Origin of the sequence: Promicromonospora kroppenstedtii (assembly GCF_044389675.1) — a bacterium.
Classification (GTDB): Bacteria; Actinomycetota; Actinomycetes; order Actinomycetales; family Cellulomonadaceae; genus Promicromonospora; species Promicromonospora kroppenstedtii.
Window position 1 is genome coordinate 179256 of record NZ_JBIRYI010000009.1, and the last position, 18418, is coordinate 197673.

At 71.4% G+C, this 18418-nt stretch carries 16 protein-coding genes; 13 read left to right on the top strand and 3 right to left on the bottom strand.

What is annotated here, in order from left to right; genetic code table 11:
• Positions 1-22 precede the first annotated feature (22 nt).
• Positions 23-772 carry an IclR family transcriptional regulator gene (locus tag ACH47X_RS16000; RefSeq protein WP_397405574.1) on the bottom strand — a complete coding sequence of 250 codons (750 nt, stop codon included), beginning with the start codon at positions 770-772 and terminating at the stop codon, positions 23-25.
• A 69-nt stretch (positions 773-841) separates the two neighbouring features.
• Between ACH47X_RS16000 and eda the strand changes: the two genes are divergently transcribed.
• From eda to ACH47X_RS16015, 3 genes are all read left to right on the top strand, one after another.
• Positions 842-1504, top strand: a complete 663-nt coding sequence (eda, locus tag ACH47X_RS16005) for a bifunctional 4-hydroxy-2-oxoglutarate aldolase/2-dehydro-3-deoxy-phosphogluconate aldolase (RefSeq protein ID WP_142032412.1) — start codon at positions 842-844, stop codon at positions 1502-1504.
• Positions 1501-2601, top strand: coding sequence for a sugar kinase (locus ACH47X_RS16010; RefSeq protein ID WP_397405575.1), 1101 nt, complete (start codon positions 1501-1503; stop codon positions 2599-2601). The genes eda and ACH47X_RS16010 overlap by 4 nt, the downstream gene beginning before the upstream one ends.
• A 107-nt stretch (positions 2602-2708) precedes the next feature.
• Entirely contained in the window at positions 2709-3701 is a 993-nt protein-coding gene (locus tag ACH47X_RS16015; protein ID WP_397405576.1) for an NAD-dependent epimerase/dehydratase family protein, read from the top strand.
• A gap of 25 nt (positions 3702-3726) precedes the next feature.
• On the opposite strand, the gene ACH47X_RS16020 is transcribed toward ACH47X_RS16015, so the two are convergent.
• Positions 3727-4743 carry a LacI family DNA-binding transcriptional regulator gene (locus tag ACH47X_RS16020; protein WP_397405577.1) on the bottom strand — a complete coding sequence of 339 codons (1017 nt, stop codon included), beginning with the start codon at positions 4741-4743 and terminating at the stop codon, positions 3727-3729.
• A gap of 225 nt (positions 4744-4968) precedes the next feature.
• On the opposite strand from ACH47X_RS16020, the gene ACH47X_RS16025 reads away from it, so the two are divergent.
• From ACH47X_RS16025 to ACH47X_RS16070, 10 genes are all read left to right on the top strand, one after another.
• Entirely contained in the window at positions 4969-5910 is a 942-nt protein-coding gene (locus ACH47X_RS16025; protein WP_142032420.1) for an ABC transporter permease, read from the top strand.
• On the top strand, positions 5904-6854 hold the full coding sequence (locus ACH47X_RS16030) for a carbohydrate ABC transporter permease (protein WP_397405578.1): 951 nt from the start codon (positions 5904-5906) through the stop codon (positions 6852-6854). Before ACH47X_RS16025 ends, ACH47X_RS16030 begins: the two co-directional genes overlap by 7 nt.
• Positions 6855-6916: 62 nt before the next feature.
• Entirely contained in the window at positions 6917-8563 is a 1647-nt protein-coding gene (locus ACH47X_RS16035; protein ID WP_397405579.1) for an ABC transporter substrate-binding protein, read from the top strand.
• A gap of 100 nt (positions 8564-8663) precedes the next feature.
• A complete protein-coding gene (locus ACH47X_RS16040; RefSeq protein WP_397405580.1) occupies positions 8664-10247 on the top strand; it encodes a GH39 family glycosyl hydrolase in 1584 nt (527 codons plus the stop codon).
• Positions 10244-12298, top strand: a complete 2055-nt coding sequence (locus ACH47X_RS16045; RefSeq protein WP_397405581.1) for a beta-galactosidase — start codon at positions 10244-10246, stop codon at positions 12296-12298. The genes ACH47X_RS16040 and ACH47X_RS16045 overlap by 4 nt, the downstream gene beginning before the upstream one ends.
• Positions 12295-12996 (top strand): DUF624 domain-containing protein, encoded by a 702-nt coding sequence (locus ACH47X_RS16050; RefSeq protein ID WP_397405582.1) that lies wholly within the window; start codon positions 12295-12297, stop codon positions 12994-12996. The genes ACH47X_RS16045 and ACH47X_RS16050 overlap by 4 nt, the downstream gene beginning before the upstream one ends.
• Positions 12997-13061: 65 nt before the next feature.
• A complete protein-coding gene (locus tag ACH47X_RS16055; RefSeq protein WP_397405583.1) occupies positions 13062-13979 on the top strand; it encodes a hypothetical protein in 918 nt (305 codons plus the stop codon).
• 173 nt (positions 13980-14152) lie between these two features.
• A complete protein-coding gene (locus ACH47X_RS16060; RefSeq protein ID WP_020015875.1) occupies positions 14153-14494 on the top strand; it encodes a YnfA family protein in 342 nt (113 codons plus the stop codon).
• A 39-nt stretch (positions 14495-14533) separates the two neighbouring features.
• Entirely contained in the window at positions 14534-15679 is a 1146-nt protein-coding gene (locus ACH47X_RS16065; RefSeq protein ID WP_397405584.1) for a serine hydrolase domain-containing protein, read from the top strand.
• Positions 15664-16170 (top strand): pyridoxamine 5'-phosphate oxidase family protein, encoded by a 507-nt coding sequence (locus ACH47X_RS16070; RefSeq protein ID WP_397405585.1) that lies wholly within the window; start codon positions 15664-15666, stop codon positions 16168-16170. The genes ACH47X_RS16065 and ACH47X_RS16070 overlap by 16 nt, the downstream gene beginning before the upstream one ends.
• An 8-nt stretch (positions 16171-16178) precedes the next feature.
• On the opposite strand, the gene ACH47X_RS16075 is transcribed toward ACH47X_RS16070, so the two are convergent.
• Positions 16179-18260: an alpha-glucuronidase gene (locus ACH47X_RS16075; protein ID WP_397405586.1), complete on the bottom strand. Its 2082-nt coding sequence runs from the start codon at positions 18258-18260 to the stop codon at positions 16179-16181.
• Between the last annotated feature and the right edge of the window lie 158 nt (positions 18261-18418).

Here is an 18418-nt window from a genome sequence, read left to right on the forward strand (position 1 = left end):
GGCGCGGGGGCCGCACCTCCCGTCAGGCGGACGTCGGCGGGACCGACAAGCCTGCCGGGAGGAGGGGCGGCAGCAGCTCGCGCAGCGCGTCGACGCGCTCCGTCCGCGCGGCGCCGCGCAGCCGCTCCACGGGCGCCGTGATGCTCACCGCCGCGACGCCCCGGCCCGCGCGGAGCAGCGGCACCGCGATGCAGGCGATACCGCGCTCGTTCTCCTCGGTCTCGCCGGCGACCCCGGTCCGCCGGGCGTCGGCCAGCACGTCACGGAGATGCTCCGCGGGAGTGTTCCCACCGGCGAACCGCTCCAGGGCCCCGTCGTCGAGCTCCTGCACCGAGAGCAGCGCGCGCCCGAGCGCCGTGGTCGCGGCCGCGCGCCGCCGTCCGACGGCGGACCACACCCGGACCGCGCGCTGCGGCTCCACCTTGTCGAGGTAGACCACCTCGCGCCCGGCGAGCACGCCCAGGTGCACCAGCTCGTCGACCGCCTCGCTGAGCGCCGTCAGGGCCGGGTGCAGCAGCGCGGGGAGGTTCTCCTCGGCCAGGTAGGAGCTGCCCAGGGCCAGGGCGGAGGGGCCCAGCCGGTAGGCGCCGTCCGACGTCTGCTCGGCGTAGCCGCGGTGCCGGAGCGCGGCGAGCGTGCGGTGCAGCGTCGGCTTGCTGACGCCCACGGCCTGAGCCAGCGTGGCCAGCGGCGCGCCCGCGGCGCCGAAGCCCGCGAGGGTGTCGAGGGCCAGCAGCGCCTTGTCGACGCTGCCGAGCGGACTGGCTTCCATGGGACTCCCTCACGTAGCATGCGTTTCGCAGTGAACAACAGGCGTTCACCATAGCGAAACGGAGCACGCATGTCATCCCCCGACAACCCGGTCCTCGACGCGCTGGCCGCGCACCGGCTCGTGCCGGTCGTCGTGGTCGACGGCGCCGACGAGGGCGCCCGCCTCGCCGACGCGCTCGTCGCCGGCGGCCTGCCCGTCGCCGAGATCACGCTGCGGCTCGCGGGCGGCCTCGACGCCATCCGCGCGGTCGCGAAGAACCAGCCCGACGTCGTGATCGGTGCCGGCACCGTCACCACGGTCGCGCAGGTGGACGACGTCGTCGAGGCCGGCGCGCGCTACATCGTGTCCCCCGGGCTGTCGACCGCCGTCGTGCGCCGCGCGCAGGAGCACGGCGTGCCCGTGCTGCCCGGCGTCGCCACGCCGTCGGAGATCATGGCCGCGCTCGACCTGGGGGTCGACGTCGTCAAGCTGTTCCCCGCGTCCGTCGTCGGCGGGCCCGCCGCGATCAAGGCGTTCTCCGCGCCGTTCCCGGGCCTGCGGTTCGTGCCCACGGGCGGCGTCAGCGCCGCCAACCTCGGTGACTACCTCGGCCTGGAGCCGGTCCTCGCCGTCGGCGGGTCCTGGATGGTGGACCGCAAGCTCGTCACCGCGGGGGACTGGGACGGGATCACCAGCCGCACCCGCGACGCCGTGGCCCTCGCCGCCCAGATCGACCAGGAGAAGAACCGATGAGCTCGCTGAACGTCCGCCCCGCCGCCGAGAGCGCCTACGACGTCGTCGCGCTCGGCGAGGTCATGCTCCGCCTCGACCCGGGCGACCGCCGGGTGCGCACCGCCCGCAGCTTCGACGTGTGGGAGGGCGGCGGCGAGTACAACGTGGCCCGCGGCCTGCGCCGCTGCTTCGGCCTGCGCGGCGCGATCGTCACCGCCCTCGCCGACAACGAGATCGGCCGCCTGGTCGAGGACTTCATGCTCACCGGCGGCCTCGACACGCAGTACGTGCAGTGGGTGCCCTACGACGGCATCGGCCGCACGGTGCGCAACGGCCTCAACTTCACCGAGCGTGGCTTCGGCGCACGCGGCGCGGTGGGCGTGAGCGACCGCGGCAACACCGCCATCTCGCAGATGAAGCCCGAGGACGTGGACTGGGACGCGCTGTTCGCCCGCGGCGTGCGCTGGCTGCACACGGGCGGCATCTTCGCGGCCCTCTCGGAGTCGTCGGCCGACGTCGCCGAGGCCGCCATGTCCGCGGCCCGCCGGCACGGCACCATCGTGTCCTACGACCTGAACTACCGGCCCTCGCTGTGGAAGGGCATCGGCGGCGAGGAGCGGGCGCGCGAGGTCAACCGGCGCCTGGCGAGCCACGTCGACGTGATGATCGGCAACGAGGAGGACTTCACGGCCTCGCTCGGCTTCGAGGTCGAGGGCGTCGACGAGAACCTGACCGACCTCGACACGGGCGCGTTCCGGGCGATGATCAAGACCGCGTCCGAGGCGTACCCGAACTTCCAGGTGATCGCGACGACGCTGCGCGGGGTGCGCTCCGCGTCGCGCAACGACTGGGGCGCGATCGCCTGGTCGCGCGCCGAGGGCTTCGCCGAGGCGACCCACCGGGCCGACCTGGAGATCTTCGACCGCGTCGGCGGCGGCGACTCGTTCGCGTCGGGCCTGGCCTACGGGCTCATGGAGCTCGGCTCGCTCCAGGAGGCCGTCGAGTACGGTGCGGCGCACGGCGCGCTGGCCATGACCACCCCCGGCGACACCACCATGGCGACGCTCGCCGAGGTGGCCAAGCTGGCCGGCGGGGGCAGCGCGCGCGTGCAGCGCTGACCTCGCTGCGCGACGTGCCGCGGGGGCAGGGTCGGCGGGTGTCCGCACCTCGGACCGATCTTGCCCCCGACCAGCGCAGACAGGGTGCTCGGTGCAAGGATTGGCGCATGTCCCAGAGCATCCTGTTCATCGGTGGAAGCGGAATCATCAGTCATGCCTCGGTGGCCCGGGCCGCGCGGCTCGGACACCGGGTGACCGTGCTCAACCGGGGCAGATCCACGACCCGTCCGGTTCCCGCCGGGGTGGAGACGCTCGTCGCGGACGCGAACGACCCCGGGGCCGTCGCCGCTGCCGTCGGCAGCCGGGAGTTCGACGTCGTCGCCCAGTTCCGTGCGTTCGGGCCGGAGCACGTGGCGCGCGACGTCGCGCAGTTCGCGGGCCGGACCGGGCAGTACGTGTTCATCTCGTCGGCGTCGGCCTACCAGACGCCGCCGTCGCGGCTGCCGGTCAAGGAGTCGACGCCGCTGCGCAACCCGTTCTGGCAGTACTCCCGCGACAAGATCGCCTGCGAGGACCTGCTGGTGCGCGAGTACCGGGACAACGGGTTCCCCGCCACGATCGTGCGCCCGTCGCACACCTACGACCGCACGCTGCTGCCGACGTCGGGCGGCTGGACCGACGTCGCCCGCATGCGGGCGGGCAAGCCCGTCGTCGTCCACGGTGACGGCACGTCCCTGTGGACGATCACGCACACCGAGGACTTCGCGGTCGGGTTCGTGGGGCTGCTCGGCAACCCGCTGGCCGTGGGCGACACGTTCCACATCACCGGCACCCACGCGCCCACCTGGGACCAGATCTACACCTGGCTGGCCGAGGCCGCGGGCGTGCGGAGCCCCGACCTGGTGCACGTCGCGTCCGAGACCATCGCCCGCGTGCTGCCCGACCTGGGCCCCGGCCTGGTGGGCGACAAGGCGCACTCGATGGTCTTCGACAACTCGAAGGTGCGCTCGCTCGTGCCCGAGTTCGGCACCACGATCACCTACGACATCGGCGCCGCCGAGCAGGTGTCCTGGTTCGAGGCGCACCCCGAGGCCCAGGTCGTCGATGCCGAGCTGGATGCCGCCTTCGACCGCCTGGCGGTACACGCCCGCTCGATCTGAGCGGGGCGCGGGGCGGCACGGGAGCCTAGGCCGGCGGCGCCGTCGACTCCCGGACCACCAGCTCGGTCGAGAGGTTGAGACGGCGGACCTTCGGCGACCGGCCGCGGGCGATGTCGAGCAGGATCTGGGTGGCGGCCGCTCCCATCTCGCGGAGCGGCTGCCGTACCGTCGTCAGCGGTGGCCCCACCCAGGACGCGAGCGGCAGGTCGTCGTAGCCCACGACCGACAGGTCCTCCGGGACGCGCAGGCCGATCTGGTGCGCGGCCCGGAGCACGCCGAGGGCCTGCATGTCGGAGCCCGCGAACACCGCGGTGGGGCGGTCCGGCAGGGACAGCAGCTCCAGACCTTGCTCGAAGCCCGCCTCGACGTAGAAGTTCCCCTCGCGCACGAGCGCGGGATCGACGACGGCGCCCGCCTCCTCGTGCGCCGACCGGAACCCGTCGACGCGAGCGCGGCTGCACAGCATGTTCGACGGCCCGGTGATCATGGCGATCCGGCGGTGCCCCAGCGCGAGCAGGTGCCGCGTGGCCTGCAACCCGCCGTTCCAGTTGTCGGAGCCCACGGAGGCGACGTCGGCCGGCGGCTCGCCGTCGGTGTCGATCACCACGTACGGGATGCCACGCCGGTCGAGCTGCTGGTGCTGGGCGTCGGACAGGTTCGCAGCGACGAGCAGCACGCCCAGCGGTGGCCGCGAGATCGTGGTGTCCAGCCAGCGGGCCGGCGGGCGGTGCTCGCCGCCCAGCTCGGACAGGATCACGCTGCTGCGCAGCTCGGCAGCGGCGTCCTCCACGCCTCGGATGATCTCCATGGACCACGCGGAGCCGAGCCGGTGGAACACCAGGTCGATCAGACCTGACCCGGGGGCCGCGGCGGCGGGCCGGCGACGGCGGTACTGGTGCTTCTCGAGGGCCGCCTCGACGCGGTCGCGGGTCGCGGGGGCGACGTCGGCCCTGCCGTTCAGCACCTTCGACACCGTGGGCACCGAGAGGCCGAGCTCGCGCGCGATCGACGCGATGGTCGGTCCGGGGCTCACGCCGGTCATCGCACCCGCCTTTCGGTCATGTCTGCGGAACTTTCGACCCGAAGGTACACCGTCTCGCGCCAGCATCGGATCTCGTACTCGGCATGGAATGCCGTGTCTGGATCGTAATCGTCACGTTCTGGGCATGTCTTGACGTGTCGTCGGATCTCACCCTACTGTCCCTCACGACAAGCACTATCGGCATCGTCGTCGATAGTTTCGAAAACGTTCCACAAAGAGGTGGGGATGGCTACCGAGCTACGCGGCGCGACAGAGCTACGCGGCAAGGAGACCTGGGGCCTGGCACTGCGCAAGCACTGGCGCCTCTACAGCCTCGCGCTCCTGCCGGTCATCTGGTTCCTGGTCTTCCGCTACCTGCCCATGGCCGGCAACGTGATCGCCTTCCGCCGGTTCCGGCCGGGCGGGTCGATCTTCGGCGAGGAATGGGTCGGCTTCTACTACATCGAGCGGTTCATCCAGGACCAGGCGTTCTGGCAGGCGTTCCAGAACACCGTGATCATCGGTGCGCTGACCCTGGTGATCGTGTTCCCGCTGCCGATCATCCTGGCGCTGCTGCTCAACGAGCTCCGGTCGCGGGTGTTCAAGCGATTCGTGCAGACCGTCAGCTACCTGCCGCACTTCATGTCGGTCGTCATCGTGGCGGGCTTCGTGTTCGAGCTGACATCGCTGGACGGCACGGTGAACCGGCTGGTCAAGCTGTTCGGCGGAGACCCCATCTCGTTCATGCAGCAGGCCGACTGGTTCCGCACGATCTACGTGTCCTCCGAGGTCTGGCAGACCGTCGGCTGGGGCACCATCCTCTACCTGGCCACCCTGACCACCATCGACTCGCAGCTCTACGAGGCCGCGCGGATCGACGGCGCCAACCGCTGGCAGCAGACGTGGCACGTCACGCTGCCCGGCATCCGGCCCACGATGATGGTGCTGCTCATCCTGAACATCGGCCAGTTCATGCAGGTGGGCTTCGAGAAGATCTTCCTGCTCTACAACACGCTGACCCAGCCGACGGCGGACGTGATCTCCACGTACATCTACCGCGTCGGCCTCACGTCCGGGCAGCTGAGCTACGCCACGGCGATCGGCCTGTTCGAGGCCGTGATCGGTCTGGTCCTCGTCTTCTCCGCCAACGCCATCTCGCGCCGAGTCACCGGGAGCTCCCTGTGGTAAACACCGCCCCCGCCCCGACCACCGACGCCGTGGGCGCCGAGACCCCCGACCTGTCGCGGCCCCGCCCGGAGACCACCACGGTCAAGGACACCCCCGGCTACACGGTGTTCCGCTGGGTCAACACGACCATCCTGGTGCTGGTCGCCGCCGTCACGCTGTACCCGTTCCTCAACCTGGCGGCGCGGGCGTTCAGCTCCGAGGCCGCGATCCGCAGCGGCGACGTCACCGTCTGGCCCATCGGGTTCAACACCACCACCCTCATGTCGGTGCTGGAGCAGGACCTGTTCTGGCGCAACTACCTCAACACCGTGGTCTACACGGTGGTGGGCACCGCGATCGCCATGGCACTGACCACGACGTTCGCCTACGTGCTGTCGAAGAAGTACCTCAAGGGCCGCATGATCCTGATCGGGTTCGCGGTCTTCACGATGTTCTTCACCGGCGGCCTCATCCCGAACTACATCCTGGTCAGCCAGCTCGGGTTCAAGAACACCATCTGGGCCGTCGTCGTGCCCCAGGCGATCAACGTCTTCAACCTGCTGGTCATGAAGTCGTTCTTCGAGAACTTCCCGGAGGAGCTGGAGGAGGCCGCCGCGATCGACGGCCTGACCACCTACGGCATCTTCTTCCGGGTGGTGCTGCCGCTCAGCAAGGCGGTGCTCGCCACCATGGTCCTGTTCTACGCGGTGTGGTTCTGGAACTCCTGGTTCCCCGCGTTCCTCTACATGGACGATCCGGAGATGTACCCGGTCACGGTGTTCCTGCGGAACATCATCGCCGGTGCCACCGGTACCGGCGAGGGCCTGAGCGACGTCGCCGTCCAGATCGGGGCCAACGTCAAGGCGGTGACGATGCTGCTCACCGCGCTGCCCATCGTGTGCCTCTACCCCTTCGTCCAGAAGTACTTCGTGTCCGGCGTGATGCTCGGCTCCGTCAAGGGCTGAGCGCGCCGCACCACCGACCGATCCGCCGTCGAACGACGACGTTCATACCCCGGAGGAAATCAATGAGGATCACCCCTAGAAAGGTCGCCGCGGCCACCGCCGTGGCCGCGCTCGGACTCACGCTCACCGCGTGCTCGTCGGGCGGCGAGGACGACGGCGCCGCCGTCGACACGGCCGACAAGATGGTCGGCGCCATGGAGGACTACGGCGTCGGCACCACCTTCAAGGCGACCGAGCCGCTCACGTTCGGTCTCATGTACCGCGACCACCCGAACTACCCGCTCCAGAAGGACTGGTCGATCCTCAAGGCGTTCGAGGAGGAGCACAACGTCACCTTCGACATCCAGTCGGTGCCGCTGGCCGACTGGCAGCAGAAGCGGGCGCTCCTGATCAGCTCCGGCGACGCCGCCGACCTGATCCCGTCCACCTACGCGGCCGACGTCGAGACGCTCACCTCGGGCGGCGCCGTCCTGCCGATCTCGGACTACCTCGACTATCTGCCCAACTTCCAGGACAAGGTCGAGAAGTGGGGCCTCCAGGAGGACCTGGACCGCCTGCGCCAGGCCGACGGCAAGTTCTACGTGCTGCCCGGCCTGCACGAGAGCCCCAAGCCGTCCTACTCGATCGCGATCCGTGAGGACTGGTGGGAGGACGCCGGCCTGGAGGACCCGAAGACCTGGGACGAGTTCGCCGACCAGCTCGAGGTCATCAAGGAGGAGCACCCGGAGCTCGACTACCCGTACACCGAGCGCTGGTCCATCAACGGGCCCATGGAGGCCACCCTCCAGGCCGCGGCCGGCAACTTCGGCACCGAGGCGGGCTGGGGCTACGGCGACGGCGTGACCTGGAACGGCTCCGAGTACGAGTACACCGGCACGTCCGAGGGCTACAAGGAGCTGGTCTCCTACTTCGCCGACCTGGTGGACCGCGGGCTGCTCGACCCCGAGGGCCTGACCCAGGAGGACGACCCGGCCATCGCCAAGCTGACCACCGGCAAGGTCGCCGCCCTCGGTGTCAACGACCAGGAGATGACGCGGTACCGCACCGGCTTCGAGGAGGCCGGCGACAAGGACGCGAAGCTCAAGGAGATCGTGGTCCCGGCCGGCCCCGCCGGCAACATCATGGACGCCACCACCGGCGGCCGGTTCGAGTCCGGTATCGCGCTGTCCTCCAAGGCCGCCGAGCGCGACGACTTCGTGGCGATGCTGCAGTTCGTCGACTGGCTGTACTACTCGGACGAGGGCCTCGAGTTCGCCAAGTGGGGCATCGAGGGTGAGACCTACACGAAGGACGCCGACGGCACCCGCACCCTGGCCGACGACGTCGACTGGAGCGGCCTCAACCCGGGCGCCCCGAAGCTGCTGAACACCGACTTCGGCTACTACAACGGCGTCTGGTCGCTGGCTCACGGGTCCACCTCGGACCTGGTCCGCTCCACGCTCACGCCCGAGGTGCAGGGCTTCCTCGACGAGATGAACCAGAAGGACGTCGCGGAGAAGGGCCCGGGCATCGCGATGGACGAGATGCAGCGCGAGGAGTCCTCGCTGCTGCAGACCAACCTGCAGGACCTGGTCATGACGGCGACGTCGCAGTTCATCCTGGGCGACCGCTCGCTCGACGAGTGGGACGCGTACGTGGCCGAGGTGGAGAGCGCCGGCGCACAGACGTACGTCGACACCGTGAACCAGGCGGCGGGCGTCACCGAGTAACCATCCGCAGAGTGCGGGACTCGGCTCTCGACCGGCTCGACCAGCGGGCCGAGCCGGTCGAGACCTGGTCCCGCACTCATCGCACCACGAGAGGGGCTTTGTGCAGCGGGTTCATGTTCCGGGTTCGGCGAGCGGGGTGCTCGGGGACGCCTGGCGTACCTGCGTGGGCACGGGGCGGTTCAACCTCGCCCTGCGGCAGGACTACCAGGAGTCGCTGGCCCTCGTGCAGCGCGAGATCGGCTTCCGGCACATCCGCGGCCACGGCATCCTGCACGACGACGTCGCCGTGCACCGCCCGTATGACGTCGCAGGTCACCGCGGTACCGCCTACGTGTTCACCTACGTGGACCAGGTGGTCGACGCCTACCTGCGGCTCGGGATCAAGCCGTTCCTCGAGCTCGGGTTCATGCCGAAGGGCCTCGCGTCCGGCGACCAGACCGTGTTCTGGTGGCAGGGCAACGTCACGCCGCCGCGCGACCACGCCGAGTGGGCCCGCCTGGTGCAGGCCCTGCTCCGGCACCTGATCGACCGGTACGGCATCGACGAGGTACGGACCTGGCCCGTCGAGGTGTGGAACGAGCCCAACCTCACGCACTTCTGGGCCGGCGCCGATCAGGAGGCGTACTTCCGCCTCTACGAGACCTCCGTGCTCGCGGTGAAGGACGTCGACGCCGCGCTCCAGGTGGGCGGTCCTGCCATCTCACCCGGGGCCGACGACTGGTGGGAGCCCTTCGCGGACTTCGTCACCCGGCGCGAACTGCCCGCCGACTTCCTGTCCGTGCACGCCTACACCTCCGGCCCTGCCCAGCACGTGCCGTTCGGCGTCTACCAGACGCTCCGCCGGCCCGAGGACCTGCTGGACCAGTTCGCCCGGCCCGCCAAGCTCCTGGCGGGGACGGTGCTCGCGGGCCGCCCTCTGCACGTCACCGAGTTCAACACGAGCTACCGGCCCGACAACCCGGTGCACGACACGGCGTACAACGCGGCCTACCTCGCCCCCGTGCTCGCGAGCGGCGGCGAGTACGCCGACTCCTTCGCCTACTGGACGTTCAGCGACGTCTTCGAGGAGGAGGGGGTTCCGGCGTCGTTCTTCCACGGCGGGTTCGGCATGCTCGGGCACCGCCAGGTGCGCAAGCCGACCTTCCACCTGTACGCGTTCATGGCGCGGATGGGGCAGGAGGTCCTCGCACGCGGCGTCGACCACCTGGTCTCGCGGCACGCCGCGACGGGGCAGGTGACGGTGCTGGCCTGGCAGCCCGTGGGCGGCACGGACGACGTGGCCGAGCCCGAGCGCCACGAGATCCGGCTGAGCGTCCCGGTCGAGTCAGACGTACGGGTCGCGGGAGGGATCCGGGCGTCGGACACGTCGCGGGTGTTCGGGATGCGTTACGACGTCGACGAGACAGCCGGCAACGCCTGGGCCGCCTGGCGCGAGATGGGGCGCCCCGTGTCGCCGTCGGCCCGGCAGCTCGACGCCCTGCACGAGGCGAGCGAACCCGCCCGCCGCGCCTTCTCCCTGCCGGTGGTCCCCACGGCGGACGGCGGACGGGTCGACCTCGACCTGACCCTCGGCCGCCACGGCGTGACCCTGGTGACCCTCGACCCCGTGCGCGACGAGACCCCGTCCTGGCTGGACGACTCGCGCATCCTGGGCCGGACCTCGAACGACAAGGACGACGCGTGACCGACTCGAAGATCCTGTACGGCGGCGACTACAACCCGGAGCAGTGGCCCCGGCCCGTCTGGGAGGAGGACTACGCGGCGTTCGACAAGGCATCGATCGACACGCTCACGCTCAACGTCTTCTCCTGGGCCACGCTGCAGCCGGACGAGGACACCTACGACTTCGCGCAGCTCGACGCGATCGTGGCGCGCGCCGTCGAGGGCGGCCGCGGCGTCGTGCTGGCCACCTCGACGGGGGCGCTGCCGCCGTGGCTGGCGCACCGCCATCCCGAGGTGGAGCGCACCGACTTCCAGGGCCGGCGCCACGTCTTCGGCCAGCGGCACAACGCGTGCCCGAGCTCGCCGGTCTACCGGCGGCTGTCGGCGGAGCTCGCCGGCTGCCTCGCCGAGCGGTACGCCGGCACGCCCGGCCTCGTGGCCTGGCACGTCGGCAACGAGTACGGCGGGTTCGACGGCGGCTGCTGGTGCGACCTGTGCGCCGCCGGCTTCCGCGACTGGCTGCGCGTGCGGTACGGCACGCTGGAGCGGCTGAACGAGGCGTGGAACGCGACCTTCTGGTCGCACACGTTCAGCGACTGGGCACAGATCGTGCCGCCGAACATGCTCAGCGAGCACTGGCGGGGGCCCGACCACACGGCGTTCCAGGGCATCACGCTCGACTACCGGCGGTTCATGTCGGACGCGATGCTCGCCAACTTCCGCGACGAGAAGGCCCGTATCCGCGAGCACGACGCGACCACGCCGGTGACGACCAACTTCATGGGCATGTTCCGGCCCATCGACTACCACCGCTGGGCCGGCGACCTGGACTTCGCGTCCTGGGACAACTACCCGCCCGGCCGGCGCGAGCACGTGCGGATGGCGCTGGCGCACGACGTCATGCGCGGCCTCAAGGACGGCGACCCGTTCTGGGTCATGGAGCAGACGCCGACCATCACGGCGTCCCGTGACGTGAACCCGGTCAAGCGGCCGGGCGTGCTGCGGCTCTGGTCGTGGCAGGCGGTGGCGCACGGTGCGGACGCCGTCCTCTACTTCCAGATGCGGCAGTCGCGTGGGGCCTGCGAGCGGTACCACGGCGCCGTCCTCGACCACGCGGGGCGCACCGACAGGCGCGCGTTCCGCGAGGTCGCCGCGCTGGGGTCGGAGCTGGCCGGGCTGGGCGACGCCGTCGTGGCGGCCCGGACGCCGGCCCGCGTCGCGCTGCTGTTCGACTGGGACTCCTGGTGGGCCGCCGAGATGACGGACGGCTTCAACCGGCACGCCAAGTACGTCGACACGGTGCTGTCGTACTACCGCGCGCTCTGGCAGGCGGGCGCCCAGGTGGACGTGGTGCCCACGACGGCGGACCTGACGCGGTACGACGTGGTGCTCGCGCCGATGCTCCACGTGCTCAAGGGCGACGTCGCCGAGCGGCTGGCGGCTGTGACCGCGCGCGGGGGATCGGTGCTCGCCTCGTACTGGTCGGGCCGCGCCGACGAGAACGCCAACGCGCACCTCATGGACGCGCCCGGGCCGCTGGCCCCCCTGTTCGGCGTCCGGGTCGAGGAGACCGACTCGGCCGAGCCGGGCGTGACCAACCCGGTGACGCTGACCGACGGGTCCGGCGAGGTGGTCTCGGCCGCGCAGCTCGTCTTCGAGGTGCTCGTGCCCGAGGGCGCCGACGTGGCCGGCACCTACGGCGCCGAGTTCTACGCGGGCACGCCTGCGGTGACGCGCCACCGCCCCACGGGACCCGAGGGTGGCGAGGCCTGGTACGTCGGGACCGGCCTGGATGACGCCGGGGCCGCGTGGGTGGTGCGCCGCCTGCTCGACCGGCACGGGCTCGTGGGTCCGTACGCCGACGTACCCGACGTCGAGCTCGCCGTGCGCGCCAAGGACGGCGTGCGGTTTGCCTTCGTGCTGTCCCACGCGACGGAGCCGGTGGAGGTCGCCGCGCACGCGTCCGGCGTCGACCTGCTGACCGGCCGGGCCGTGCGGGCGGGCGAGACGCTGCGGCTGGCGCCCACGGACGTGGTCCTGCTGCGCGAGGACGCCGCGGGAGGCGAGGCATGAGCTCCGGCAGGCGGGGCGACGGCGAGCGGCGCGAGTTCGGCGAGGGGGTGCTCGGCCGTGCGACCGCGCTCGTGTACTGGCACCTGATCGTCGAGCTGCTGCTCGTCGTCGCCGTCCTGCCGGGCGTGCTCGGCTCGCTCCTGCTGGAGCGGACGCCTGGCAACGCCGTGCTCTTCGCGCTGTGCCTCGTACCCGTGGGGCCCGCGGTGTCGGCCGGGCTGTTCGCGCTGCGGGACCGCACCCGGGCCGAGGGGCTCACCCCGGCGTCGTCGTTCTGGCGCGGGTACCGGCTGAACTGGGCCGACGCCCTGCGGGTCTGGGTGCCCGCGCTCGCCGCCGGCGTCGTCGTGGTGCTGGGGCTGGCGAACGTCGGCGTCGGCGGCGTGCCCGGCTGGTACGCGGGCGTGCTCGTCGTGGTGGGCGCGGGACTGGCCCTGTGGACGATGAACGCGCTGGTGATCGTGTCGTTCTTCGGGTTCCGTACCCGCGACTCGGTGCGGCTCGCGGCGCACTACCTGGGTGCACGGCCGCTGGTCACCCTGGGCACGCTCTCGCTGCTGGTGCTGGCCGGCGGCATCGTGGTGCTGACCACCGAGGCCGTGTTCGCCCTGCTCGCGGTGGTCTGGCTCGCCCTGGTGCTGCGCAACGCGGCTGCCCTCGTGGCCGACGTCGAGCGGCGGTTCACGGCCCGCGCTTGACGCCTGCCTGGCGATATCGCGGGACTTGATTGTCCGTTCTGTGGCTCTTGCGACACAGTGTGCGCATGGCTATCAAGCAGGGGGACCCGGGCCGGCTGACCTATCGATATCTACGCGTGGCGATAGTGGCCGTGGTGCTGGTGCTGTTCGTGTCGCTGACCATGCAGATCGTCGCGGACCACGGGCGGCTCGACTCCGGCGAGGAGTGGTGGCACGCGTCGATCAGCGCCTACTTCTACTCGCCGGTGCAGAGCGTGTTCGTGGGCGCGCTGGTCGGCATCGGCACGTGCCTCATCGCGATCAAGGGCCGGCACGGCGCCGAGGAGGTGCTGCTCAACTTCGCGGGCATGTTCGCCGTCGTCGTGGCCCTGGTGCCGACGCCGCTCGACGCCGACATGTGCACCGCCGAGCCGTACTGCCTGGACGTGCCCGAGCGGGTGTTCAACAACATCGGCACGCTCCTCCTGGTGGGCGGTCTGGTGCTGGCGCTCGCGACCTGGCCGCGGCGTCGTGATTTGGGCGGCCCCGAGGGCTGGGACCTGTGGCTCACGTGGCTGACGTGGGCCGGGACCGGCGTCTGGCTGCTGCTCTGGCCTGACGGCTTCCTCGCGGCGGCGCACTACGCCGCGGCCGTGCTCCTCTTCTGCTGCCTGGTCGCCGTCGCGTGGATCAACGGCTCGGACGTCGCCGTCAGGGCCCAGTCGCTCGAACGGCTGCGTGGCATGTCGGCCGCGGCTTTCCGGGTCTGGTACCGGTGGATCGCCGTGGTCATGGCGGTGGCGCTCGTGGCGGGCCTGGTGACGATGGCGGCGCTCGACCGGTTCGCCCCTGACTTCTTCCCGCAGACGCTGTTCGTGGTCGAGGCCGTGCTGATGCTGGTCTTCGCCCTGTTCTGGGTGCTGCAGACCATCCAGTTCTGGGACATCGGCCTGCCGGCGCGCGCCCGTGTCGAGAGCAGCAAGGTCCCGGGCGACACGCCGTAGCGACCGCCCGCCGGGTGTGTCGTCGGGGGGGAGACGGTTACTGCGCCAGGCGCGTTGCTGTGAGTAGACACTGTCTACTCACAGCGACACACCCCGGAGACACAACGTCTTCCCCGACGCGCGGACCCGACGGGCTCGCGCGGACCTGCCACCGACCCGGAGAATGCCGCCCGATGAACGTGACCCGATCGATCGTCCTGTTCGTGGCCGCCGCCCTCTTCGAGATCGGCGGCGCCTGGCTCGTGTGGCAGGGCATCCGCGAGCACAAGGGCTGGCTCTGGATCGGCGCGGGCGTGATCGCCCTGGGCCTGTACGGGTTCTTCGCGACCCTGCAGCCGGATGCCAACTTCGGCCGCATCCTGGCCGCCTACGGGGGCATCTTCGTCGCCGGCTCCCTGGTCTGGGGCATGGCCGTGGACGGCTTCCGCCCCGACCGCTGGGACGTGACCGGCGCGCTGATCTGCCTGGTGGGCGTCGCCGTCATCATGTACGCCCCGCGGCCGGACGCGGGCTAGCGCCGATGACTTCTCCCGGGCCGACCGGTCGGACCTGGCATGGGTGACGGCACCGCACGCGACCTCCAGGGCCGCGTCCAGGAGACAGTAGATCGCCTGGTGGCCGACGGCGGGGAGGTCGGCCTCCAGGTGGCGGTCGTCCACCGGGGCGAGCTCGTCGTGGACGTCGTGGGCGGCCTGGCCGACGCCGGACGCGGAGCCGCCGTGACCCCGGGCACCCTGTTCTTCGCGGCATCGACGGCCAAGGGGGTCGCCTCCGCCGTCGCGCACGTGCTGGTGGAGCGCGGCGAGCTGGACTACGACCTGCGGCTCGCCGACGTCTGGCCCGAGTTCGCCGCGCACGGCAAGGGCGGTGCGACCCTGCGGCACGTGCTGATGCACTCGGTGGGCGTGCCCGCCCCGCCCTACGACACGACCGTCCCGGACCTGTGCGACTGGGACGGGATGTGCCGGGCGCTCGCGGGCGCGGAGCCGTGGTGGAAGCCCGGCACCGGGTTCGGGTACCACGCGCAGACCTTCGGCTTCCTGCTCGGCGAGACGGTGCGCCGGGCCACCGGGCAGACCCTGACCTGGTGGCTCCACGAGGCCGTCACCGGCCCTCTCGGGGTCGAGCGGGACGTGCACTTCGGCGTGCCACCCGCGCTGCTGGGCCGGGTGGCGCGGCAGGAACCGGCCCCCGGACCGCCGTCCTGGCCGGAGCCGGGGTCGCCCGCCGACCGCGCGCTCCCGCCGGGCATCCGGCCGGACGCCGCTTTCGCCAACCGGCGTGACGTGCTGACCAGCGACATCCCGTCCGGGGGCACCATGTCTGCCCTCGGCGCCGCACGGGTCTTCGCGGGCCTGCTCGGGTACGGCGCCGACGTCCTGGTGTCGCCGGCCAGGCTGACGAGCATGGCGCGCCCACTGTTCGAGGGCCGGGACGCCGTCATGGACGTGCCGTCGACGTGGGCGTTCGGGTTCGCCCCGTCCCGCCCGGGCGCTGTGCCTTCCCGCCCCGGGTCGGCCTTCGGTATGTTCGGCGCGAACGGATCCGGGGTCTGGGCCGACATCGACACCGGCGTCGCGGTCGCGGTGATGCGCAACCGGTTCGGCCCGGGCTGGAGCACCGCCGGTGAGATCGACCGGCTCGTCGCAGAGCACTTTCCGACGTCGTCAGAGGGAGAAGACTCATGGACAACCCAGTGACCGAGCTCGATGCGCGGTTCAGCGACCCCAACGTGCAGCCGACCGCGTGGGAGGAGACGCGGGAGGTGCTCGAGAACGCGCAGCTCACGTGGCTGACGACGGTGCGCGCCGACGGCCGCCCGCACGTCACGCCGCTCGTTGCCGTGTGGCACGAGGGGGCGCTGCACTTCACCACGGGCCCTGAGGAGCAGAAGGCCGTCAACCTTCAGGGCAACCCGAATGTCGTGCTGACCACGGGCGACAGCACCTGGAACAAGGGGCTGGACGTCATGGTCGAGGGCCCGGCACGGCGCGTCACCGACCAGCGGACCCTCGAGCTGCTCGCGGCCGCGTGGCGCGAGAAGTGGACCGGGCAGTGGCAGTACGAGGTCGGCGACGGGGCCTTCACCAACGACGTCGGCGGGACCGCACTCGTGTTCGCGGTCCAGCCGGCCAAGGTGCTGGCCTTCGGCAAGGGCACCTACAGCCAGACGTCGTACGTGCCGCGGTAGCCCGGGCCTCAGTAGATCGTGCGCCCCCGCTCGTCGGGGATGCCGGACTTGCGGAAGAAGTAGGTGTTCACCTGGTCGCGCCACTCGGTGGCGCTCCGGAGCTGCTCGGCGAGCCGTTCCGAGACCCGCTCGGAGACGCGCGGGTCCATGAGCGCCGAGACCTCCGACCAGACGGCGATCATCTGTTCCACGCGCTCCACGCCGTCGAAGTGGGTGTCGTAGATGTGCTGCACCACGGTCTTGCCGCTGTGCAGCACGTGCGTGTACGGCACGTGGTGGAAGAACAGCAGCAGCTCGTCGGGGCACGACGTCGGCGACTCGTACGTGGCCGACCACGGCGCCGGGTACTGGCCCGCGTAGCCGGTGCCGGTACCGACCGTGCGGTCGACGCCGATGCCGTCGCGGTCCGCGAAGTGGTAGGTGCCCCAGGGCGTGTACTCGTAGCCGTCGACGTCTGGCCCGTAGTGGTGGCCGGGGCGCACCATGAAGCCCACGCCGAGCGGTGCGGTGTACAGCTCGTACGTCTCCCACGACCGGTCCAGCACGGCGTGCAGGGCCTGCCCGACGACGTCCGGGGCGCCCGGGAACGTGAGGCCCACCCATTCGTCGAGCACGGCGCCCGGGTCCAGCGTCGGGTCCCAGCACAGCCGCCCGTAGGCGTAGAGGTTGGCCTGGGCGAACGGGTGGCCGGTCCAGAACTCGTCGTCGCCCACGTTGGAGACGGCGGCGAACCCGCCGGCGGGCTTGCGCCAGGTGCCGGTGCCCGGGTCCTCGACGGCCTTGCCGCGGCCGGTGGCGAGGTCGGCCACGCTGGGCGAGCCGCCCGCGCGTCCGGCCGAGTCCCAGAACCGGAAGCCGAGGATCTGGCTCCACTGCGGCCCCAGGTAGACGGCGTGCCGCTGCTGGCCGGTGTACTCCTGGGTGACCTGCAGCTCCAGGGCGACGCGCGTGTGCGGCATGGCGGCCAGCAGAGGGTTGAGCGGCTCGCGCACCTGGAAGTCCATCGGCCCGTACTTGACCTGCAGCACCACGTTGTCCGAGAAGGTGCCGTCCAGCGGGCGGAAGTGGTCGTAGGCGGCGCGGGCGCGGTCGGTCGACCGGTCGCGCCAGTCCTGCTTGTGGTCGTACACGAACGCGCGCCAGTGGACCAGCCCGTCGTACGGCTCGACGGCCGCGGCCAGCATGTTCGCGCCGTCGGCGTGGGTGCGCCCGTAGGCGAACGGCCCGGGCTGGCCCTCCGAGTCCGCCTTGACCACGAAGCCGCCGAAGTCCGGGATCGCGTCCCAGGCGCGCGCGGCGGCCCGCACCCACCAGTGCGCGACGCCCTGGTCGAGGGGGTCGGACGTGTCCAGGCCGCCCAGCGTCATGGGCGACGCGAACGACACCGACAGGTGCACGCGGATGCCCCAGCGCCGGAACACCGCGGCCACGCGCACGACGTCGCCCAGGTCGTCGGTCAGCAGCCGGGCCTCGCGCGCGTGCACGTTGACGTTGTTGATGGCCACGCGGTTGATGCCGACCGCGGCCAGCAGGCGCGCGTACCGCTCCACGCGGGACAGGTCCGCGTGCACCACGCCGTCGTCGTAGAAGATCGAACCGCCGGAGTAGCCCCGCTCGACCTGGCCCATCGTGGGGTGCACGTCCACGTTGTCCCAGTGGTCGAGCATCCGCAGGTCGGTCGCGGGGGCGTGGGTCTCGTCGGTGTCGGGCCCGTCGAACGCGTCGTCGCCGAGGCGTACCAGGTGGAAGAAGCCGTGCAGCAGCCCGGCGTCGCACGCGGCCTGGACCACGACGGCGCCCGCCTCGCGCGTGAGCCGGAAGCTCTCGTCAGGCCCCCCGCTGGTCGGGACCGGCGGGGACAGGGTCAGCACCAGGTCGGCGTCCGAGACGCCGTCGCCCACCTCGAGGCGGGAGAAGGAGCCGCCGAACCGGGCGGTCGCCGCGGCGACCTCCTCGGCCACGGTGCCGGCCAGGGCGCCGTCGCCCGCCACCACCACGCGGCGGCTGCCGATCGCGGCGAACGCGTCGTCGGGCAGCCAGGCCGGATGGGGAGCGTGGGCGGAGGAGGGGCGCGAAGAATCGCCAGTCATGAAACGTCCCATCCGTCTTGCGGTCGATATGCGGATATAGGGGTGTAAGCACTGTGCCTCAGCGACGGCTTTCGGGTCCACCCAGGGTGCCCGGTCTGTCCGGCCCGCGAAAAAGTCGCGGCCGGCCCTCTCCTTCGAAGCCTAGGTTTCTCCGCTTT